General features: G+C 60.4%; 17 protein-coding genes. 10 read left to right on the plus strand and 7 right to left on the minus strand.

The features are described from left to right. Positions 1-89: 89 nt before the first annotated feature. Entirely contained in the window at positions 90-1,472 is a 1,383-nt protein-coding gene (locus tag CAF74_RS21455) for an AAA family ATPase (RefSeq protein WP_085747672.1), read from the plus strand. Positions 1,473-1,491: 19 nt separating this feature from the next. Then, positions 1,492-2,133 (plus strand): hypothetical protein, encoded by a 642-nt coding sequence (locus tag CAF74_RS29075; protein WP_129972477.1) that lies wholly within the window; start codon positions 1,492-1,494, stop codon positions 2,131-2,133. A gap of 44 nt (positions 2,134-2,177) precedes the next feature. Here the strand turns inward: CAF74_RS29075 and CAF74_RS21460 are convergent, their stop codons facing one another. Beyond that, on the minus strand, positions 2,178-2,639 hold the full coding sequence (locus CAF74_RS21460) for an Lrp/AsnC family transcriptional regulator (protein WP_085747673.1): 462 nt from the start codon (positions 2,637-2,639) through the stop codon (positions 2,178-2,180). A gap of 163 nt (positions 2,640-2,802) precedes the next feature. Between CAF74_RS21460 and yedA the strand changes: the two genes are divergently transcribed. Both yedA and CAF74_RS21470 read left to right on the plus strand, forming a co-directional pair. After that, on the plus strand, positions 2,803-3,753 hold the full coding sequence (gene yedA, locus CAF74_RS21465) for a drug/metabolite exporter YedA (RefSeq protein WP_085747674.1): 951 nt from the start codon (positions 2,803-2,805) through the stop codon (positions 3,751-3,753). Between the two features lie 66 nt (positions 3,754-3,819). Then, a complete protein-coding gene (locus tag CAF74_RS21470) occupies positions 3,820-5,160 on the plus strand; it encodes a DEAD/DEAH box helicase (RefSeq protein ID WP_085747675.1) in 1,341 nt (446 codons plus the stop codon). Positions 5,161-5,408: 248 nt separating this feature from the next. Here the strand turns inward: CAF74_RS21470 and CAF74_RS21475 are convergent, their stop codons facing one another. Then, complete coding sequence (locus tag CAF74_RS21475; protein ID WP_085747676.1) at positions 5,409-6,644, minus strand: TIGR03862 family flavoprotein; 1,236 nt, start codon at positions 6,642-6,644, stop codon at positions 5,409-5,411. Between the two features lie 175 nt (positions 6,645-6,819). Further along, the gene (locus CAF74_RS21480) at positions 6,820-7,740 is read right to left on the minus strand and encodes a histone deacetylase (RefSeq protein WP_085747677.1); all 921 of its coding nucleotides are present in this window, start codon (positions 7,738-7,740) and stop codon (positions 6,820-6,822) included. A gap of 82 nt (positions 7,741-7,822) precedes the next feature. Here CAF74_RS21480 and CAF74_RS21485 point away from each other — a divergent pair, with 82 nt between their 5' ends. From CAF74_RS21485 to CAF74_RS21495, 3 genes are all read left to right on the plus strand, one after another. Beyond that, positions 7,823-8,392, plus strand: a complete 570-nt coding sequence (locus tag CAF74_RS21485; RefSeq protein ID WP_064382143.1) for a GNAT family N-acetyltransferase — start codon at positions 7,823-7,825, stop codon at positions 8,390-8,392. Positions 8,393-8,498: 106 nt separating this feature from the next. Further along, positions 8,499-9,368 carry an acyl-CoA thioesterase II gene (gene tesB / locus CAF74_RS21490; protein WP_085608733.1) on the plus strand — a complete coding sequence of 290 codons (870 nt, stop codon included), beginning with the start codon at positions 8,499-8,501 and terminating at the stop codon, positions 9,366-9,368. Continuing rightward, positions 9,365-9,958, plus strand: coding sequence for an HAD family hydrolase (locus tag CAF74_RS21495; RefSeq protein WP_085747678.1), 594 nt, complete (start codon positions 9,365-9,367; stop codon positions 9,956-9,958). The genes tesB and CAF74_RS21495 overlap by 4 nt, the downstream gene beginning before the upstream one ends. 31 nt (positions 9,959-9,989) lie before the next feature. Here the strand turns inward: CAF74_RS21495 and CAF74_RS21500 are convergent, their stop codons facing one another. From CAF74_RS21500 to CAF74_RS21515, 4 genes are all read right to left on the minus strand, one after another. Then, the gene (locus CAF74_RS21500; protein ID WP_085747679.1) at positions 9,990-10,943 is read right to left on the minus strand and encodes an alpha/beta fold hydrolase; all 954 of its coding nucleotides are present in this window, start codon (positions 10,941-10,943) and stop codon (positions 9,990-9,992) included. Further along, positions 10,944-11,831, minus strand: a complete 888-nt coding sequence (locus tag CAF74_RS21505) for a neutral zinc metallopeptidase (RefSeq protein ID WP_039771788.1) — start codon at positions 11,829-11,831, stop codon at positions 10,944-10,946. 190 nt (positions 11,832-12,021) lie between these two features. Beyond that, positions 12,022-12,855 carry an aldo/keto reductase gene (locus CAF74_RS21510; RefSeq protein ID WP_085747680.1) on the minus strand — a complete coding sequence of 278 codons (834 nt, stop codon included), beginning with the start codon at positions 12,853-12,855 and terminating at the stop codon, positions 12,022-12,024. Further along, positions 12,839-14,575 (minus strand): FAD-dependent oxidoreductase, encoded by a 1,737-nt coding sequence (locus tag CAF74_RS21515; RefSeq protein WP_176240506.1) that lies wholly within the window; start codon positions 14,573-14,575, stop codon positions 12,839-12,841. The genes CAF74_RS21510 and CAF74_RS21515 overlap by 17 nt, the downstream gene beginning before the upstream one ends. Positions 14,576-14,752: 177 nt before the next feature. Between CAF74_RS21515 and CAF74_RS21520 the strand changes: the two genes are divergently transcribed. The 3 genes from CAF74_RS21520 (at position 14,753) to CAF74_RS21530 (ending at position 17,525) form a co-directional block, all read left to right on the plus strand. After that, complete coding sequence (locus CAF74_RS21520) at positions 14,753-15,529, plus strand: IclR family transcriptional regulator (RefSeq protein ID WP_085747681.1); 777 nt, start codon at positions 14,753-14,755, stop codon at positions 15,527-15,529. A gap of 116 nt (positions 15,530-15,645) precedes the next feature. Next, positions 15,646-16,707 (plus strand): Gfo/Idh/MocA family protein, encoded by a 1,062-nt coding sequence (locus CAF74_RS21525; RefSeq protein ID WP_085747682.1) that lies wholly within the window; start codon positions 15,646-15,648, stop codon positions 16,705-16,707. A gap of 2 nt (positions 16,708-16,709) precedes the next feature. Then, the gene (locus CAF74_RS21530; protein ID WP_085747683.1) at positions 16,710-17,525 is read left to right on the plus strand and encodes a sugar phosphate isomerase/epimerase; all 816 of its coding nucleotides are present in this window, start codon (positions 16,710-16,712) and stop codon (positions 17,523-17,525) included. Positions 17,526-17,551: the final 26 nt, after the last annotated feature.

Genomic DNA, 17,551 nt, shown 5'->3' on the forward strand with positions numbered 1-17,551 from the left:
AACTATCGATTTTTTCTGCTTGAATCGTGCTGTCAATTCTTAGATACTCGATCGGCATTTAATCGCTGCTCGATGATAGAGAGCTAAATATGCTTACCAAACTTGAAGCGCATGGTTTCAAAAATCTTCTTGATTTCTCTGTGTCCTTTGGTCCCTTCAATTGTATTGCGGGTCTGAATGGAGTCGGGAAATCAAATATATTCGATGCTATAAAGTTTCTTTCTTTGTTAAGTGATAAGACAATTGTAGAAGCCGCGCTAGCTGTCAGAGATTCTGAGTCTACTGATCCACTTGATGTCTTCTGGACGAACGGTGACTATCGTGTAGAGAGTTTAAAGCTTGCGGTTGAAATGATAGTGCCATTGGATATAGTCGACGACTTCGGTCGTAAAGCTCAAGCAACGTCAACCTTTTTACGATATGAAGTTGAGATCGCAAGAGACCCATCAGAAGAGAAGTCAGGCTCTTTGGGACTGTATTTGGCGCGTGAAACTCTCGTCCATATTAATAAGGGTGAAGCTACTAACCTGTTGCATTTTCCGTTGAGTGTTTCTCAATTTCGTGATCAGGTTGTATTGAATAAAAGAAAGGGTGCGGGGTTTATCTCTACTCAGAAGGTAGATGATGGCGTTGTAGAAATACATCTGCATCAAGATGGTGGGAGCAGTGGGCAGCCTCAAAAAATTCCGGCCAGATATATACCAAAGACAGTAGTTGCAAATACCAATAGTGCGGTGTGGCCAACTATTTTGGCTGCTAGGCGAGAAATGCAGTCGTGGAGATTTCTGTCGTTGGAGCCGAGCGCTATGAGGCGTTCGAATAAGATGCATGAAGAAACCAGCGTGGGTGCTGATGGTGGGAAGCTGGCGGCTGCTTTGCACAAACTTTATCGTAAAGATGCAAATGTTTATTCCCGAATTGCCAGTCGTTTGTCCGAGATTGTACCAACGTCAGATGTGAGAGTTGATGTCGATCAAGTTCGGCAGCTATTGACTGTTGAAGTAAAAGAACGCTCGGGTGCGTTCTTGCCAGCGCGTGCTCTTTCAGATGGTACGCTGAGATTTATGGCTTTGTGCATCATGGCTGAAGATCCTGACTTTAAGGGACTGCTGTGTTTCGAAGAACCTGAGAATGGTATTCATCCAGCAAAAATGGGGGCGATGTTATCACTGTTGAAAGAATTGGCAGTCGATACGGCCTATCCGGTTGGAGAGGATAATCCTATGCGTCAGATATTGATTGCGACGCACTCGCCCGTATTGGTAAAGCTTGAGTCTCCAGATGATTTGATTTATGCAGATGTAGTCAAAGTTCGGGGGCCCGATGGAATGCCGGCCTCAACGATTCGCTGTAAGAGCTTGCGTGAAAGCTGGCGATTTAAGTCTGGTTCTGAATGCATCGATAAGGGATCGATTATTGCTTATTTAGCACTCCCGCCAGATAGCCAGATCTCAATGGAATTCGACGAATAAGTCCAAAGGGCGCCAATGCATGAAAATAAGATTTGTTCTTACTGGAGAAGGCTCTTCTGATCTTCGTTTAGTTGAGCATATACAAACCATTTTGATTGGCGAAGGTTTTTCTGAAGTAAGCGGTGAGGTACCAGATTTAGGTATGTTTTCTCCGCCGGTGGGGCGTTCGGTTCGAGAAAAGCTACAGGCTCTAGTGAGATATTATCCTCATGCTGATGTGATATTTGTCCATCGAGATGCTGATAATGTTGGTGCGGATATTCGCGAACAAGAAATAGCTGAAGCTAGCGATGGAGTTGTGCCCTTGTCTAGAGTCGTTCCGGTCATCCCGGTTACGATGTTGGAAACTTGGTTGCTTGCAGATGTTGATGCTATAAAACTGGTTGCGGGTAATTCAAGCTTTCGTGGAGCCTTGAACAGTGTACCTGCTATGCGTCGACTCGAATCAACTCGTGATACGAAGCAACTTTTGATGGACGCTCTTTGCGAAGCAAGCGAAACACAAGGTGCTCGTTTAGCAAAATTTAAAAAGCGATTTTCTGAAATGCGAGCGAGATTAACTATAGACTTGAATCCGGAAGGGCCCGTTAAGGGATTGGCGTCCTATCAGGATTTTCGACGAAAAGTTAGTTCTTTCTCCCAAGCATTTCTCAATTCGTAATAACTTGTTGGACTGTTCCCGTTTACGAAAGCGAAACGGGACAGTTACTGCTTTTTATTTATACAGTCTTCTAATTTCCCCAATGGCACCCGCTTCTCTATCGCACTCGACAACACGATCGACGTCTTGCTGAACCCGAATTTCGCCACCCGGTTGATCAGCTCTTCCAGCTCGGTCATCGAACCTACCGCGGCCTTCATAATCACGCACGGATCGCCCGTCACTCGAAAGCACTCGGTCAGTTGCGGAATTTTCACCATTTCGTCGTAGACCTTTTGACTGCCGTTCTGGTGGAGGCGCAATTCGATCACGCACTGGATCGGCAAGCCGATTTTCGACAGGTCGATGTTCGCCTGATACCCGGTAATTACTCCGGCCGCCTCAAGTTTGGCCACGCGCTCGGCGACGGCGGGGGCGGAGAGGTTCACTTTGCGGGCGAGGTCGGCGTAGGACGCGCGACCGTTTTCGAGCAGGGCGCTGAGCAGCATGCGGTCGTATTTGTCCAAGGTCGGACTCCTGAAAATGCCAGACTTTCGAAATCGCGGTTCATGCCGTCGATCTCCGTGTTTTCGAAAGTGTACCGGCGCTATAAACAGGTTTTGTAACTTATTTTTAGCGGTTGGCCTTTCTAGAATAATCAATCCCCTGAGTCTGACTTTCGAGCTGCCCATGTCTGCCTTGCGCCGTTTTTCCTTGCCCTTGATCGCCGCGTTTTTTGCGTTGTACGTGATTTGGGGATCGACCTATCTGGTGATCCGCATCGGCGTCGAGTACTGGCCGCCGCTGATGCTCGGCGGCGTGCGCTTCGTGATTGCCGGCACTCTGATGTACGCGTTCCTGCGCTGGCGCGGTGCACCGGCGCCGACCTGGGCGCAGTGGAAGGCGGCGGGGATCATCGGGATTCTGTTGCTCAGTTTCGGTAACGGCGCAGTGACGCTGGCCGAGCACAGTGGCGTGGCCTCGGGTGTCGCGGCGTTGGCGGTGGCGACGGTGCCGCTGTTCACTTTGCTCTGCGGTTATCTCTGGGGGGCGCGCAACACCCGCCTGGAGTGGGCCGGGGTGGTGATGGGGATTATCGGCATCGCGATGCTCAACATGGGCTCCAACCTGCAATCGAGTCCGCTGGGCGCGGCGTTGCTGATTTTCGCGGCAGCGAGCTGGGCGTTCGGTTCGGTGTGGAGCAAACACCTGCCGCTGCCTCAGGGCGCAATGGCCAGTGCCGTGGAAATGCTGGTTGGTGGCGTGGTGCTGTTGATCGGCAGCGCGGCCAGCGGTGAACACCTGCAGGCTATGCCGCCGCTGGAAGGCTGGCTGGCGCTGGCGTACCTGATCTTCTTTGGCTCGATCATCGCTTTCAACGCTTACATGTATCTGTTGAAAAACGTTCGTCCGGCGGCAGCCACCAGTTATGCCTACGTCAACCCGGCGGTGGCGGTGTTGCTGGGGATCGTGTTTGTCGGCGAGACCATCGGCATCGAAGAAGCGCTGGCAATGCTGGTGATCATCGGCGCGGTGGTGCTGATCAGTCTGCCACAGTGGCGGCGTCCGGCGCGGTCGCCGGTGGTCAGCGAGCCGGCTGCCGCAGCGAAGGTCATAGCGACGGAGCAGCGTGCGAATTAGGGTAAACTGCGCGCCATCGCATACTCGTTTTGCACAATCTGCTCTGATTTTTCCTACGGTACTCCCATGACTTTCGCCACCCTTGGCCTGATCGAACCCTTGCTGCGCTCCCTCGAGAAGCTCGGCTACCAGACCCCGACGCCGGTGCAGGCGCAGGCCATTCCGGCCGTGCTGGCCGGTCGCGACCTGATGGCCGCGGCCCAGACCGGCACCGGCAAGACAGCCGGTTTCGCCTTGCCGCTGTTGCAACTGCTGGCGATGGAAGGGCCGAAAGTCACCGCCAACTCGGTGCGTGCGCTGATTCTGGTGCCGACCCGCGAGCTGGCCGAACAAGTCCACGAAGCCGTGCGCCAGTACGCTGAAAACCTGCCGCTGCGCACTTATGCAGTGTACGGCGGCGTCAGCATCAACCCGCAAATGATGAAGCTGCGTGGCGGCGTCGATCTGCTGGTGGCGACTCCGGGCCGTCTGCTCGATCTGTTCCGCCAGAACGCGCTGAAGTTCAACCAGCTGCAAACTCTGGTGCTGGACGAAGCCGACCGCATGCTCGACCTGGGCTTTTCCGAGGAGCTGGCGAACATTTACCGCGCGCTGCCGAAGAAACGTCAGACGTTGCTGTTCTCCGCAACCTTCTCCGATGACATCCGCCTGCTGGCCGGGCAGATGCTCAACGATCCGCTGAGCATCGAAGTCAGCCCGCGCAACGTGGCCGCCAACACCGTCAAGCAGTGGGTGGTGACGGTGGACAAGAAGCGCAAGCCGGAACTGTTCGTGCACCTGATGCGCAAGAACAAGTGGAAGCAGGTGCTGGTGTTCGCCAAGACCCGTAATGGTGTGGACGCGCTGGTCGAGAAACTTCAGGGCCTGGGCGTGAACGCCGACGGTATCCACGGCGACAAGCCGCAAGCGACCCGGCAGCGGGCGCTGGATCGGTTCAAGCTGAGCGAAGTGCAGATTCTGGTGGCCACTGATGTTGCTGCCCGTGGTCTGGATATCGAAGATTTGCCGCTGGTGGTCAACTTTGATCTGCCGATCGTGGCCGAGGATTACATTCACCGTATCGGCCGGACTGGCCGCGCGGGTTCGACCGGTGAGGCGATCTCGCTGGTGTGCGCTGATGAAGTGAACATGTTGTCGGCGATTGAAATGCTGACTCGCAGCACGTTGAAGCGTGAGGTTGAGCCGGACTTCGTGCCGGAGCACCGCGTGCCGGACACCGATGCCAGTGGCCAGGTGATCAAGAAGCCGAAGAAACCGAAGAAGCCGAAAGCTTCCGGTGGTGGCGGTGGCAAGCGCAATCTGGGCAAGTGGGTGGACAGCGGCGAGACTCAGGCGCCGGAGCCTTCGATCAAGCCTGTGCGCAAGGTGCCGGTGTTCAATACCGGGCCGCGTAAGCGTAAGCCTTAAAGATTGCCTTAAAGATCAAAAGCCCCCTCACCCTAGCCCTCTCCCGGGGGGAGAGGGGACTGATCGAGTTGTTTTTGCGAGTTACGTCGACCTGAAATATCGAGTCGAACTCAAGTTATGAAAAACACTTGATCGATAAATCCATAAACGACTCGGTCTTTCAGGTCGATGTATGACGCCAGACACCGCGGTCTGCTCCCTCTCCCTCCGGGAGAGGGCTGGGGTGAGGGGAAAGGGGCGACCCGATCTCAGCGTCGTAACCAGTCCAGCATCCCCAACCCCGCCGCCCGGCCACTGGCAAAGCACGCCGTCAGCAGATACCCGCCCGTCGGCGCTTCCCAATCCAGCATCTCCCCCGCACAAAACACCCCCGGCAACGCCTTGAGCATCATCCGCTCGTCCATCGCCTCGAACGTCACCCCGCCGGCACTACTGATCGCCTCGTCCAGCGGACGGGTTTTCACCAGCGTCAGCGGCAAAGCCTTGATCGCCCGGGCCAACATTGCCGGATCAGCAAACGTCGCTGCATCAGTGAGTTCTCGCAGAAGCGCCGCTTTCACCCCATCAATCCCGACCTGACTGTGCAGGTGCTTGGCCATCGAGCGCGAACCCCGTGGTTTGCTCAACGCCGCCTGCAATTTATCCACAGGTCGGCCGGGCAGCAGGTCGATGTGAATGGTCGCGGCACCGTGCAGATTGATCGCCTCACGAATCGGCGCTGACAGCGCGTAGATCAGGCTGCCCTCGATGCCGGTCGCGGTGATCACGCATTCACCCAAACGCGGAACATCGTCGTTCAAACCGATGGCGATGTTTTTCAACGGTGCTCCTGCGAATTTGCTGACCATCAACTCGCTCCAGGCCTGCACCTCGAAGCCGCAGTTACTCGGCTGCAACGGCGCCAGTCCTACGCCGCGTTGCTCCAGCGGCAGCATCCACGCGCCGTCGGAGCCAAGCCGCGACCAGCTGCCGCCGCCGAGGGCGAGCAGGGTGGCATCGGGGTTGAGGGTTTTCTCGCCTTCCGGGCTGTCGATGCGCAGCGCGCCGTTTTCGTCCCAGCCGAGCCAGCGGTGGCGGGTGTGGATAACCACGCCGCTGTCGCGCAGGCGCTTGAGCCAGGCGCGCAGCAATGGCGCGGCTTTCATGTCGGTGGGGAACACCCGGCCGGAGCTGCCGATGAAGGTTTCGATGCCCAGTTCGTTGATCCAGCGGCACAGTGCGTCGGCGTCGAACGCGCGCAGCAGCGGGGCGATGTTCGGGGCGCGTTCGGCGTAGCGCGAGAGGAAGGCCGGGTAGGCTTCGGAGTGGGTGATGTTCATGCCGCCGACCCCGGCCAGCAGGAACTTGCGGCCCACCGAGGGCATGCCGTCGTACAGATCGACGCGGACTCCGGCCTGGCTCAGCACTTCGGCGGCCATCAGGCCGGCGGGGCCACCGCCGATGATGGCGACGTGAGCGGGAAGGGCGGCAGAAGTCTGGGTCATGGCAGCGGCAATAGCGTGGCGGAATAAGCCGCGCATTCTAGCAGCAGCGACCATCGTCAGGCCTGATCAAAAAACAACCAGCGCGCTGCAAGCCATGTTCAGCGTGGGCTGTAGTCCCTTTCGCTCAGGTTATCCACAGGCCGTTCCACAGCCACTGTGGGTAACGCAGCACAACTCAATGACAACCCGATGACTGCCAGACGCGCTGCGCACTGTGATGCAAGATGCCGTGGCGGCGGGCGAGGGCCTGGCGATCCTTGCTGTATCCGCCGCCGATCACGCCGACCACCGGGATGTCGCGGCCCAGGCAGTGGCGCATCACGCTTTCGTCGCGGGCGGCGACGCCTTCGTCAGTCAGTTGCAGATAACCGAGGGCGTCGTCCTTGTGCACGTCGACGCCGGCGTCGTACAGCACCAGATCAGGCTGATACAGCGGCAGCAGATAGTTGAGCGCGTCGTCGACCACTTTCAGGTAATCGGCATCGCCCATGCCGTTGGGCAGCGGAATGTCCCAGTCACTTTCGGCCTTGCGTGCAGGAAAGTTCTTTTCGCAGTGCAGGGAAACGGTGATTGCTTCCGGGGTGTTGTGCAGAATCCGTGCAGTGCCGTCGCCCTGATGCACGTCGCAGTCGAAGATCAGCACCCGGTTCACCCGGCCGCTTTGCAGCAAATAGTGACTGATGATTGCCAGGTCATTGAAGATGCAGAACCCGGCGGGGTAGTCGTAGTGGGCGTGATGGGTGCCACCGGCGAGGTGACAGGCCAGGCCATGTTCCAGGGCTTTCTCTGCCGCGAGAATCGAACCGCCGACCGCCCGCACCGTGCGTCGGGCCAAGGCTTCGTTCCACGGCAGACCGAGGCGCCGCTGGTCTTCGCGGGACAACTCGCCACTCATGTAGCGTTCGATATAACCGCGGTCATGGGCCAGGGTGAGAATGTCGGCGGGGCACAGTTCAGGGCGCAGCAGGTCTTCGTCGCGGGTCAGGCCGCTGTCCACCAGGTGATCGCGCAGCAGGCGGAACTTGTCCATGGGGAAGCGGTGTTCCGCCGGGAATTCCGGGCTGTAGTCTTCGTGGTAGATCAGCGGCAACGGCATGGTGGACTATTCATAAAGGCTGCAGGAAAGAGTGCAAAGCCTAACAGCGATGTAGACTGACGGCATCAAGCGGAGGGGCGGGATGGAACCGATACTGGAGCTGGAAAGCGCAAGGCTGCTGATGCGCCAATGGCAGGACGAGGATTTGCCGGCGTTCGCGGCAATGTGCGCCGACCCGCAGGTGATGCGCTACTTCCCCGCGCCCTTGAGCCGGCTGGAAAGCGCCGCGTTGATCGGCCGGGTGCGCGGGCATTTTGCCGAACACGGTTATGGCCTGTGGGCGCTGGAGCGCAAGGACAGCGGCGAGTTCATCGGTTTTACCGGGCTCGGCGTGGTCGGTTTCGACGCGCCGTTCACCCCGGCGGTGGAAATCGGCTGGCGGCTGGCCAAGGAACACTGGGGCCTCGGTTATGCCAGCGAGGCGGCGTGGACTGCGCTGCGCTGCGGTTTTGACCGGTTAGCCCTGAAGGAAATCGTGTCCTTTACTGCGCAGAGCAATCTGCCGTCGGAAAAAGTCATGCAGGCGATCGGCATGCATCACGATCCAGCCGACGATTTTGATCACCCGAAACTGGCGGTCGACCATCCGTTGCGTCGACATGTGTTGTACCGCATCACCCGGGAGCAATGGCTGCAGACCCTGCATGGCTAAGCCGACACGGACGTTTACAATGGCGCGATCATTGGCTCGCGCCAGAATCTGAATTGGCCGCCGCAGTCAGGACTGCGCGGCATAGCGTTGTGTGAGGAGAGTCTGAATGAGCCAAGTGTTGGAAGATCTGGTGGATCTGCTGACCCTCGAACCGATCGAGGAAAACCTGTTCCGTGGTCGCAGTCAGGATCTGGGCTTTCGCCAGTTGTTCGGCGGCCAGGTATTGGGCCAGTCGCTGTCGGCGGCCAGTCAGACCGTTGAAGAAACGCGCCATGTGCATTCGATGCACGGTTATTTCCTGCGTCCGGGCGATGCCAAGTTGCCGGTGGTCTACTCGGTGGACCGCGTGCGGGACGGCGGCAGTTTCAGCACCCGCCGCGTGACCGCGATCCAGAAGGGCCACCCGATTTTCACTTGCAGCGCGTCGTTTCAGTACGACGAAGAAGGCTTCGAACACCAGAGCCAGATGCCGCAAGTGGTCGGCCCGGAAAACCTGCCGTCGGAGCTGGAACTGACCCAGCAACGCGCGCACCTGATCCCGGAACACATGCGCGAAAAGCTGCTGTGCCCGAAGCCGATCGAAGTGCGCCCGGTCACCGAAAAAGACCCGTACAACCCGCAACCGGCGGATCCGGTCAAGTACGTGTGGTTCCGCGCCGACGGCGCCTTGGCCGACATCCCGGCGCTGCACAAATACCTGCTGGCCTACGCCTCGGACTTCGGTCTGCTGACCACCTCGATGCTGCCCCACGGCAAATCGGTCTGGCAGAAAGACATGCAGGTCGCCAGCCTTGACCACGCCTTGTGGTTCCACAACGATCTGCGCGCCGATGACTGGTTGCTCTACGCCATGGACAGCCCGTGGGCCGGCAACTCGCGCGGGTTCTCCCGTGGCAGCGTGTTCAACCGCGCCGGACAACTGGTGGCGTCGGTGACTCAGGAAGGCCTGATCCGTCATCGCAAGGACTGGGCATGAGTCTGGCGGATGTGCGGCACTGGGTGTTCGACATGGACGGCACCCTGACCGTCGCCGTGCATGACTTCGCGGCGATTCGCGTGGCGCTGGCGATCCCGCCGGAGGACGACATCCTTACCCACCTCGCGGCATTACCTGCCGATGAAGCGGCGGCGAAACATGCGTGGCTGCTGGAACATGAGCGGGATCTGGCGCTCGGCTCGACCCCGGCGGTCGGCGCGGTGGAGCTGGTGCGCGACCTGCACGCCAAGGGTTATCGCCTGGGCATCCTGACCCGCAATGCGCGGGAGCTGGCCCATGTGACGCTGGAAGCCATCGGCCTGGCCGACTGCTTTGCGGTGGAGGATGTGCTGGGTCGCGAGGAAGCGCCGCCGAAACCGCATCCGGGCGGTTTGCTGAAACTGGCCGAAGCCTGGCAAGTGCCGGCGAGCGAGATGGTGATGGTCGGAGATTACCGCTTCGACCTCGACTGCGGTCGGGCAGCGGGTACGCACACGGTGCTGGTAAACCTGCCGGATAATCCGTGGCCGGAGCTGACCGATTGGCATGCGAAGGATTGTGTGGAGTTGCGGCGAATGTTGTTCGCTTGAAAAAAAAAACGGGGGCTTCGGCCCCCGTTTTTTATTGCTCGAACAGTGCTTTCTGGCCTTCCGGCGAGGTCAGCATGCCGTCGCCGTTATGCCCGACGCCGGGCACTTCGACCAGGCGCTGATTGACCCCTTCAGGGTGACGACGCAGCAAGTAACCGAAAAACAACTTCCCGCGCTCCAGTCGATAAGCCCCTTGGGCTTTGGCGGCGCAGCTCTTGTCCAGCGCCGGGTGCTGCGGGTCGGTGTCCTGCTGGCCCAGCAGATAAATCACCTCGCGTTTGACGTAACGCCCTTCAAGCTGCGCGGGCGTTTGCCCACCCGAGTAGATCGGTGGATCCACCAGACCGTACTTCCAGCGGTTGAAACCCGGGCACTTGGCATGATCGAAGGCCACCGGACGTTGCTCATTGAAGTAGGCGTAGGACGACGGGTTGGCGACTACATAACGCAAGCGAATGCCTTCGGTCTTGAGCGCCGGCTGTTCCTGGGCCAGCAGCGCATAACGCTGCACCACCTGGGCACCGCCGGAGTGACCGAAGATCACGATCTGCTTCACGTCCGGAAACTGCTTGCGATCGCTCAGCCTTCCGACGATTTCGTCCAGTGCGGCGTAGGAACTGAGCGGGTTCGGCCCTGTGGATAACCCGCCGCCCATCCAGTCGTTGCCTTGCCAACGCAGCACGCTGGCGGGTAACGAGTAGAGCGACACATCGCTTTCGTTGAGAAACTGCGGGGCGATCACCAGGGTGTTGGCGGTTTGCCCGGCCAGTTCCGCCGCGACTTCGCCGCTTTTGCGATAGGTCTCGGCGTTGCGCAGACGGCCATGAATGACGATCAGCACGCGCTCGATTTTCGCTGGCGCCGGGCCGATGCCCACCGCCATTTCGCCGGCCTGCAATTGCAGGCGCCCGGGACTGATTGCGTCGACGCCGGCCGCTTGGGCGGTGCCGCCGATGAACAGTAAAGCCAACAGCCATTTATGCATTTACAGGTTTTTCGCCGCAAAGGTATCGCACTGGCCGACCTGGCCCTGGGCGAATCCGGTTTTGAACCAGCGCACCCTTTGCGCCGACGTACCGTGGGTAAACGAGTCCGGCACCACACGGCCCTGACCCTGTTGTTGCAGGCGATCATCACCGATCGCGTTCGCCGCGTTCAAGGCTTCTTCGATGTCACCCGGTTCCAGCCAGTTCAGACGTTTCTGCGCGTTGTAGGCCCAGACCCCGGCCAGACAATCGGCTTGCAGTTCCTGACGCACCAGCAGCCCGCCGTCACCTTCCATCTGCCGGCCTTGCTGGCGGGCTGTCTGAATTTTCGCCGAGACGCCGAGCAGCGTCTGCACATGATGTCCGACTTCGTGAGCGATTACGTAGGCCTGGGCGAAGTCGCCGGCAGCCTTGAAGCGCTGGGCCATTTCCTGGAAGAACGCCATGTCCAGATAGACTTTCTGGTCTGCCGGGCAGTAGAACGGGCCGGTGGCCGAGGTCGCCAGACCGCAGGCGGAATTGACCCGGTTGCTGAACAGCACCAGGGTCGGATCCTTATATTGCCGGCCGGCCTGCTGGAAGATCGCGCCCCAGGTGTCCTCGGTGTCGCCGAGGATCGAACGCACGAATTCGGCCTGTTCATCGTTGGCCGGCGGTGCCTGACGGGTTTGCGAAGTGGGGGCCGATTGTTCGGTCATCTGCCCGGTGAGCTGGCCGAGGATCTGCAGCGGGTCCTGGCCGGTGATCCAGCCGATGCCGACGATCAGCAGGATCGCCCCGAGGCTCAGGCCCTTGCCGCCGCCGAAGCGCATACCGCCACCACCGCCCATGTCATCGCCACGGGCATCGACGACGTTGTCACTGCGTCGGCCTTTTTTCCATAGCATGTGGGAATCCTCTGTCTGATCGTGGTGATGAGTGTTGCTGGTGTGTGAGTGTGGCGCCAGTCCGGTCGTCCGTCTATTCACACACACGCACAAAGGCCCGGCCTCGGGGTGACGAGGTCGGGCCTGTTATTGACGAGCGCGAGCGCCGGGAATTCAATCCGCCGGCGGATTTCTTTCGCCGGGTCAGGTATCAGCGGTCGAAGGCATCCCACACCGGCGCGAAGTCCGGGCTGACCTGACGTTCGCGCTTGGACAACGCAGCGATCAGCGCCCGGTCGTCGTCATCCAGTTTGACATTCAGCGAGGCCAGGTTGGCCAGTTGATTGGTCTTGCTGCTGGCCTTGGGAATCGCCGCCACGTTGTCCTGATCCAGCAGCCACTTCAGCGCCACTTGAGTCGGCAGCACGCCGTGTTTTTCGGCGATCTGCTGAATCTGTGGAATCTCCGAGACCTTGTTACGCGCCAGTGGCGTGTAGGCCGTGAGCGCCAGATCATGTTGACGGGCGTAGTCGAGCAGGGCGTTTTGTCCGAGCAGGACGTGGTACTCGACCTGAATGGCTGACAGAGGGATGCCGTATTCCTCGACGACTTTGCGCAGCAGCGGCAGCGGAAAATTCGCTACACCGATGTTGCGAGCCAAACCTTGCTCCTTGAACGACGCGAGGGTCTCAAGGGTGCGCGGCAGGTCCCAGTCGGTGGTCGGCCAATGAATCATGAACAGGTCGACGTACTCGCTGCGCAAGGCCTTGAGGCTGCGATCCAGCGAATGACGCATGGCATCCGGTTGCAACTGGTCCCACCAGACCTTGGTGGTGACGTGAATCTGCTCGCGGGGTGTCGGCGTATTCGCCAGGGCCTGTCCGACTGCATCTTCGTTGTTGTAGGCCGCTGCCGTGTCGATGTGCCGGTAACCGAGTTCCAGCGCTTGCTCTACGGCGCGGGTGCATTCGTCACTGAGCATCGGCCAGGTGCCGAGGCCGAGTTTTGGCAGGTTCAGTCCTTGTCTGTTAACGATGTGCTGCATGGTCGATCTCCTGTTCGAAAGCCGTGACGCCCGCCATGTGCCGGGCTGCGATGTAACCGAAAGTCAGGGCCGGGCCGAGGTTGATCCCGCCCGCCGGATAATGCCCGCCCATGATGCTGGCCATGTCGCCACCGGCGGCGTAGAGACCGGCGATGGGCCAGTCTTCGGCGTCGAGCACTTGCGCATGCGGGTTGACCTTGAGCCCGGCGAAGGTGCCGAAGCAGCCCGGCTGCACCTTCACCGCGTAGAACGGGCCGTGTTCGATAGGAGCGACGCACGGATTGGGCTGTTGCGCCGGATCACCCTGTTTGCGGTTGTACGGGGTCGAGCCGCGACCGAACAGCGGGTCTTCGCCGTGCCGGGCATGGTGGTTGTAATCATCGACGGTGGCGCGTAAACCCTTCGCGTCGATGCCGCATGCGCTGGCCAATTCCTCCAGGGTATCGCCGGTTTTCAGATAGCCGCTGCGGATAAAACCTGACACCGGAACCGGAAACGGCCGCGACATGCCGAGCCCGTAACGGCGCTGGAACGCGCGGGTGCAGATCAGCCAGGACGCGACTTCTTCGCCTTCAGGGGCGGCGGCGACCATGGCGCTGACGTAGTCGTAATAGCCGTTGGCTTCGTTGACGAAACGCTGGCCGTTGCGCAACACGCCGATGATCCCCGGTTTGCCGCGTTCGATGATGTGTGGGAAATGGCCGATGCTGCCGTCGGAATGTGGCACCTGCGAGACCGGTGCCCACGCCACAGGAGAGGCCACATCGGTGTTGACCCGGCCCCCGGCGGTTTCGCCCAGTCGCAGGCCATCGCCATTGACTGCCAGCGGAGGCAGCGCCCAATGTTCATGACCGGTGGGCGTGCGAGGGAACAAGGCTTTGCGCCGCTCGATGTCGTTGGCAAATCCGCCAGCGGCGAGCACCACGGCTTTGCGGGCATGGACATTGACCGGGCCTTTTGTGGTGTTCACGCGAGCGCCGGTGATGCGTGAATCGTCGCGCAACAGTTCCGTCACTGGCGCCGATTCCCACAGCAGTACGCCGAGGTCTTCGGCGGACTTCGCCAGCCGCGCCACCAGCGCCACGCCGTTGACCAGTTGCATCGCCCGGCCGTGCAGCGCCAGGTTCAACAGGTGGCGAGTGAAACGCCGGGTCACGTGCCAGGCCGCCGACAACGAGCGGGTCAGATTGAGAAACGCCGACAGGTCCGCGCCGGCCATGATCGGCATGCCCATGAACGATGTTTCGCGCATGGTTGTACGAAGACGCTTGAGCAGGCGCCCGACCTTTCGTCCGTCGTAGGGCGCTGCAATCACCGAGCGTCCGCCGGTGCCGGCGCCCGGTGTTTGGCCGTGGATGTCGGCGATGGCGTTGCCGTCGGCAAATTGCAGGGCGGTGTGTTGTTCGAAGAACGCCACCATGCGCGGGCCGGCTTCAAGGAAGGCGTCGATCATGGCCGGGTCGTAGTGCTCGCCGAGTTCGTGGCGCAGATAGGTGCGCGGCAGTTCCACGTCTTCCACGATCCCGGCGCGCCGGGCCAGCGGATTGCACGGCACCCACGCCCAGCCGCCGGACCACGCGGTGGCGCCGCCGAACACCTGATCCTTTTCCACCACGATGACCTTCAAGCCATGCCAGGCGGCGGTGACGGCGGCCGACAAACCAGCGGCGCCGGAGCCGACCACCAGAACGTCGCAGTCGATATCGGGAAGGGCAGACATCAGCAAGGGCTCCAGCAGTCAGTTGTTTTTAGAATCATGTTCCAGAAAATAACCAGTGCGGGCGAAGCAGATCAACCGACTGACGCGCAAAGTGGGCGGTTATCGGACGTCGGGTTCCAGATTTCGCATTCCTTGGGATGTCTTCTAGAATCGGCGAAACTTCACCGAGAGCGCACCATGGCCGGCAGTCAAATCGAACGGGTTTTCAGCGTGCTGGAAAGCCTCACCAGTGATCCGCGCGGGCTGCCGATGCAGACCCTGGCCGAGCAACTGGATATTCCGAAGAGCGCGACGCACCGCCTGCTCGCCGAGCTGATCCGCCTGGGTTACGTGCGGCAGAATCCGGAAACGTTGCGCTATCACCTTTCCACCAAATTGGTTGCGATGGGCTTTCAATATCTGTCGAGCAGCGGTGCCGACATTTTGCAGCCGGTGCTCGATCGACTGGCCCAGGAAACCGGTGAGCTGGTGCGCCTTGGCGTGATTGACGGCGAGCGCCAGACCTGGATTGCCAAGGCCCAGGGTGCGCGCACCGGTCTGCGTTACGACCCGGACATGGGCCGCGATGCGCCGCTGTTCTACACCGCGTCGGGCCATGCGTGGCTGGCGTGCATGAGCGACGCCGAGGCGTTGTCGCTGGTCGAACGCCAGGGCGCAGAGGTGCCGGCGGATATCGGGCCCAACGCGCCGCGCTCCAATATTGAACTGCTCGAACGCCTGCGCGTGGCCCGTGAACAGGGTTATGCCTGTGTGGAAGAAAGTTCGGCGGTGGGCACTTCGGCGATTGCTGCCGTGGTGAAACATCCCGCCGATGGCCGGGTGATCGGCGTGCTCAGCATCGCCGGGCCGAGCGCACGAATGCCGGGGGCACGATTGCATGAACTGGCGCCGTTGCTGTTGACGTTTACCGAGGAGCTGTCGGCGGCCAGCCTGGCCTCGGAGTTGTTCGTTTAAGCAAAGCTGTGCGCTGTTCGCCCACTTTTCAGTCGGATGGGTGTGAGAATCTGGAACCGGGTTCTAAATTGTTGATGGAGTGAGTTTTCCCACAACAATCACAAGAGGATCGCACCTTGAACCCGCCCCTTCGAATCGCCCTGATCGGCGCCGGTAACATGGGCCAGCAACATTACCGGCACCTGAAGAATCTCCCTGAGGCCGCGTTATGCGCCGTGGCCGACCCCGGCCCTCAGGCACCGGCCCTGGCGGCGGAGTGGGGTGTGGCGCATTTCGCCGATCACCGTCAGATGCTGGAGCAGAATCGGCCAGACGCAGTGATCGTCGCCAATCCGAATAATCAGCACGTCAGCACCGCGCTGGATTGCCTGGCCGCTGGCGTTCCGGTGTTGCTGGAAAAACCGGTGGGCGTGCATCTGGATGAGGCGCGGGAACTGGTGGCGGCGGTGAAACGCAGTGGCGTGCCGGTGCTGGTTGGCCATCATCGGCGGCACAATCCGTTGATCGTGCGGGCCCATGAACTGGTCAAGGGCGGAGCATTGGGGCGGCTGACTCTGGTGACTGCGTTGTTCCAACTGCGCAAGCCTGACCAGTATTTCGAAACCGCGTGGCGGCGCGAAGAGGGCGCGGGCATGCTGTTGACCAATCTGATTCACGACCTCGATCTGCTGCGTCATCTGTGCGGCGAAGTGCGTTCGGTGCAGGCGATCACCGACCGTGCGTTGCGTGGTTTTGCCAATGAAGACAGCGCGGCGATCCTGCTGCAGTTCGACGGCGGAGCGCTGGGTACGCTGACCGGTTCCGATGCGGTGGCGGCGCCGTGGAGCTGGGAGTTGAACTCCGGGGAAAACCCGGCCTATCCGCGCCAGGCCGATCAACCTTGCTACTTGCTGGCGGGAACGGCCGGAGCCTTGAGCATTCCGCAGCTCAAGCGCTGGCATTACCGCGCCGATCAGGTGGACGCCGGTTGGCACGAGCCGTTGCTGTCGGTCGATGAACCGTTCACGCCTGATGAAGCGCTGCGGTTGCAGTTGCAGCATTTCGTCCGCGTGGCGCGACGGGAGGTTGAACCGCTGGTGAGTGCCGCCGATGCCGCCCGCACTCTGGCGCTGGTCGAGGCCATCCGTGAAGCAGCGGCCAGCGGTCGCGCCACCGAACCTGCGCAGATCGAGGCCTGAACATGAATGAACGAATTCTGTCCCTCGCCAGCCTGACCGTGCTGGAGTTGTCGCCACCCGAGATGGTCGAGGTCGCGGCCCGTGCCGGTTACAGCCATGTCGGCCTGCGTCTGGAGCCGGCGACGCCCGAGGAATATCACTTTCCATTGGTAGCCGATGGCGATTTGCGGCGTCAGACACTGGCGCGTTTGCGTGACACCGGAATCGGCGTGCTCGACGTGGAAATCCTGCGTTTGAAACCGCAGACGGTGGTTGCGGATTTCGAACAACTGCTTAGCGTCGGCGCGGAGTTCGGTGCCAGTGAGTTGTTGGTCGCCGGTAACGATCCTGACGAGCAGCGGCTCACCGATAATTTTGCGGCGCTGTGCGATCTGGCGGCGCCCTACGGTTTACACCCGCATCTGGAGTTCATGCCGTGGACCGATGCACGCAATCTTGAGCAGGCGTTGCGCATCGTCGCCAAGGCCGGGCGCGAAAACGGTGCGGTGCTGGTCGATGCGTTTCACTTCGACCGCTCCGGGTCGCGGCTGGAGGAGCTGGCCGGCGTGCCGGCTTCGCGGCTGCGCTACGCACAGTTGTGCGATGTTGCCGGGCCGAGGCCGACGGACATGGCCGAGATCTTGCGTCAGGCTCGCAATGAGCGCCGGTTTCCCGGCGAGGGCGATTGTGACCTGATCGGGTTGTTGCACAGTCTTCCGGCTAACCTTCCCCTGAGTCTGGAAATTCCCACGGTCAAATTGCTGGAGCAGGGCGTGAGCGGATTGCAGCGGGCGCAAATGGCGATCGACCGGACACGGGAATTGTTGGCCCGGCTTTAAGTCTGCTTCAAGGGGCGAGGGCGCAC

Source organism: Pseudomonas sp. R45(2017) (assembly GCF_002112305.1).
Taxonomy (GTDB): Bacteria; Pseudomonadota; Gammaproteobacteria; order Pseudomonadales; family Pseudomonadaceae; genus Aquipseudomonas; species Aquipseudomonas paraglycinae.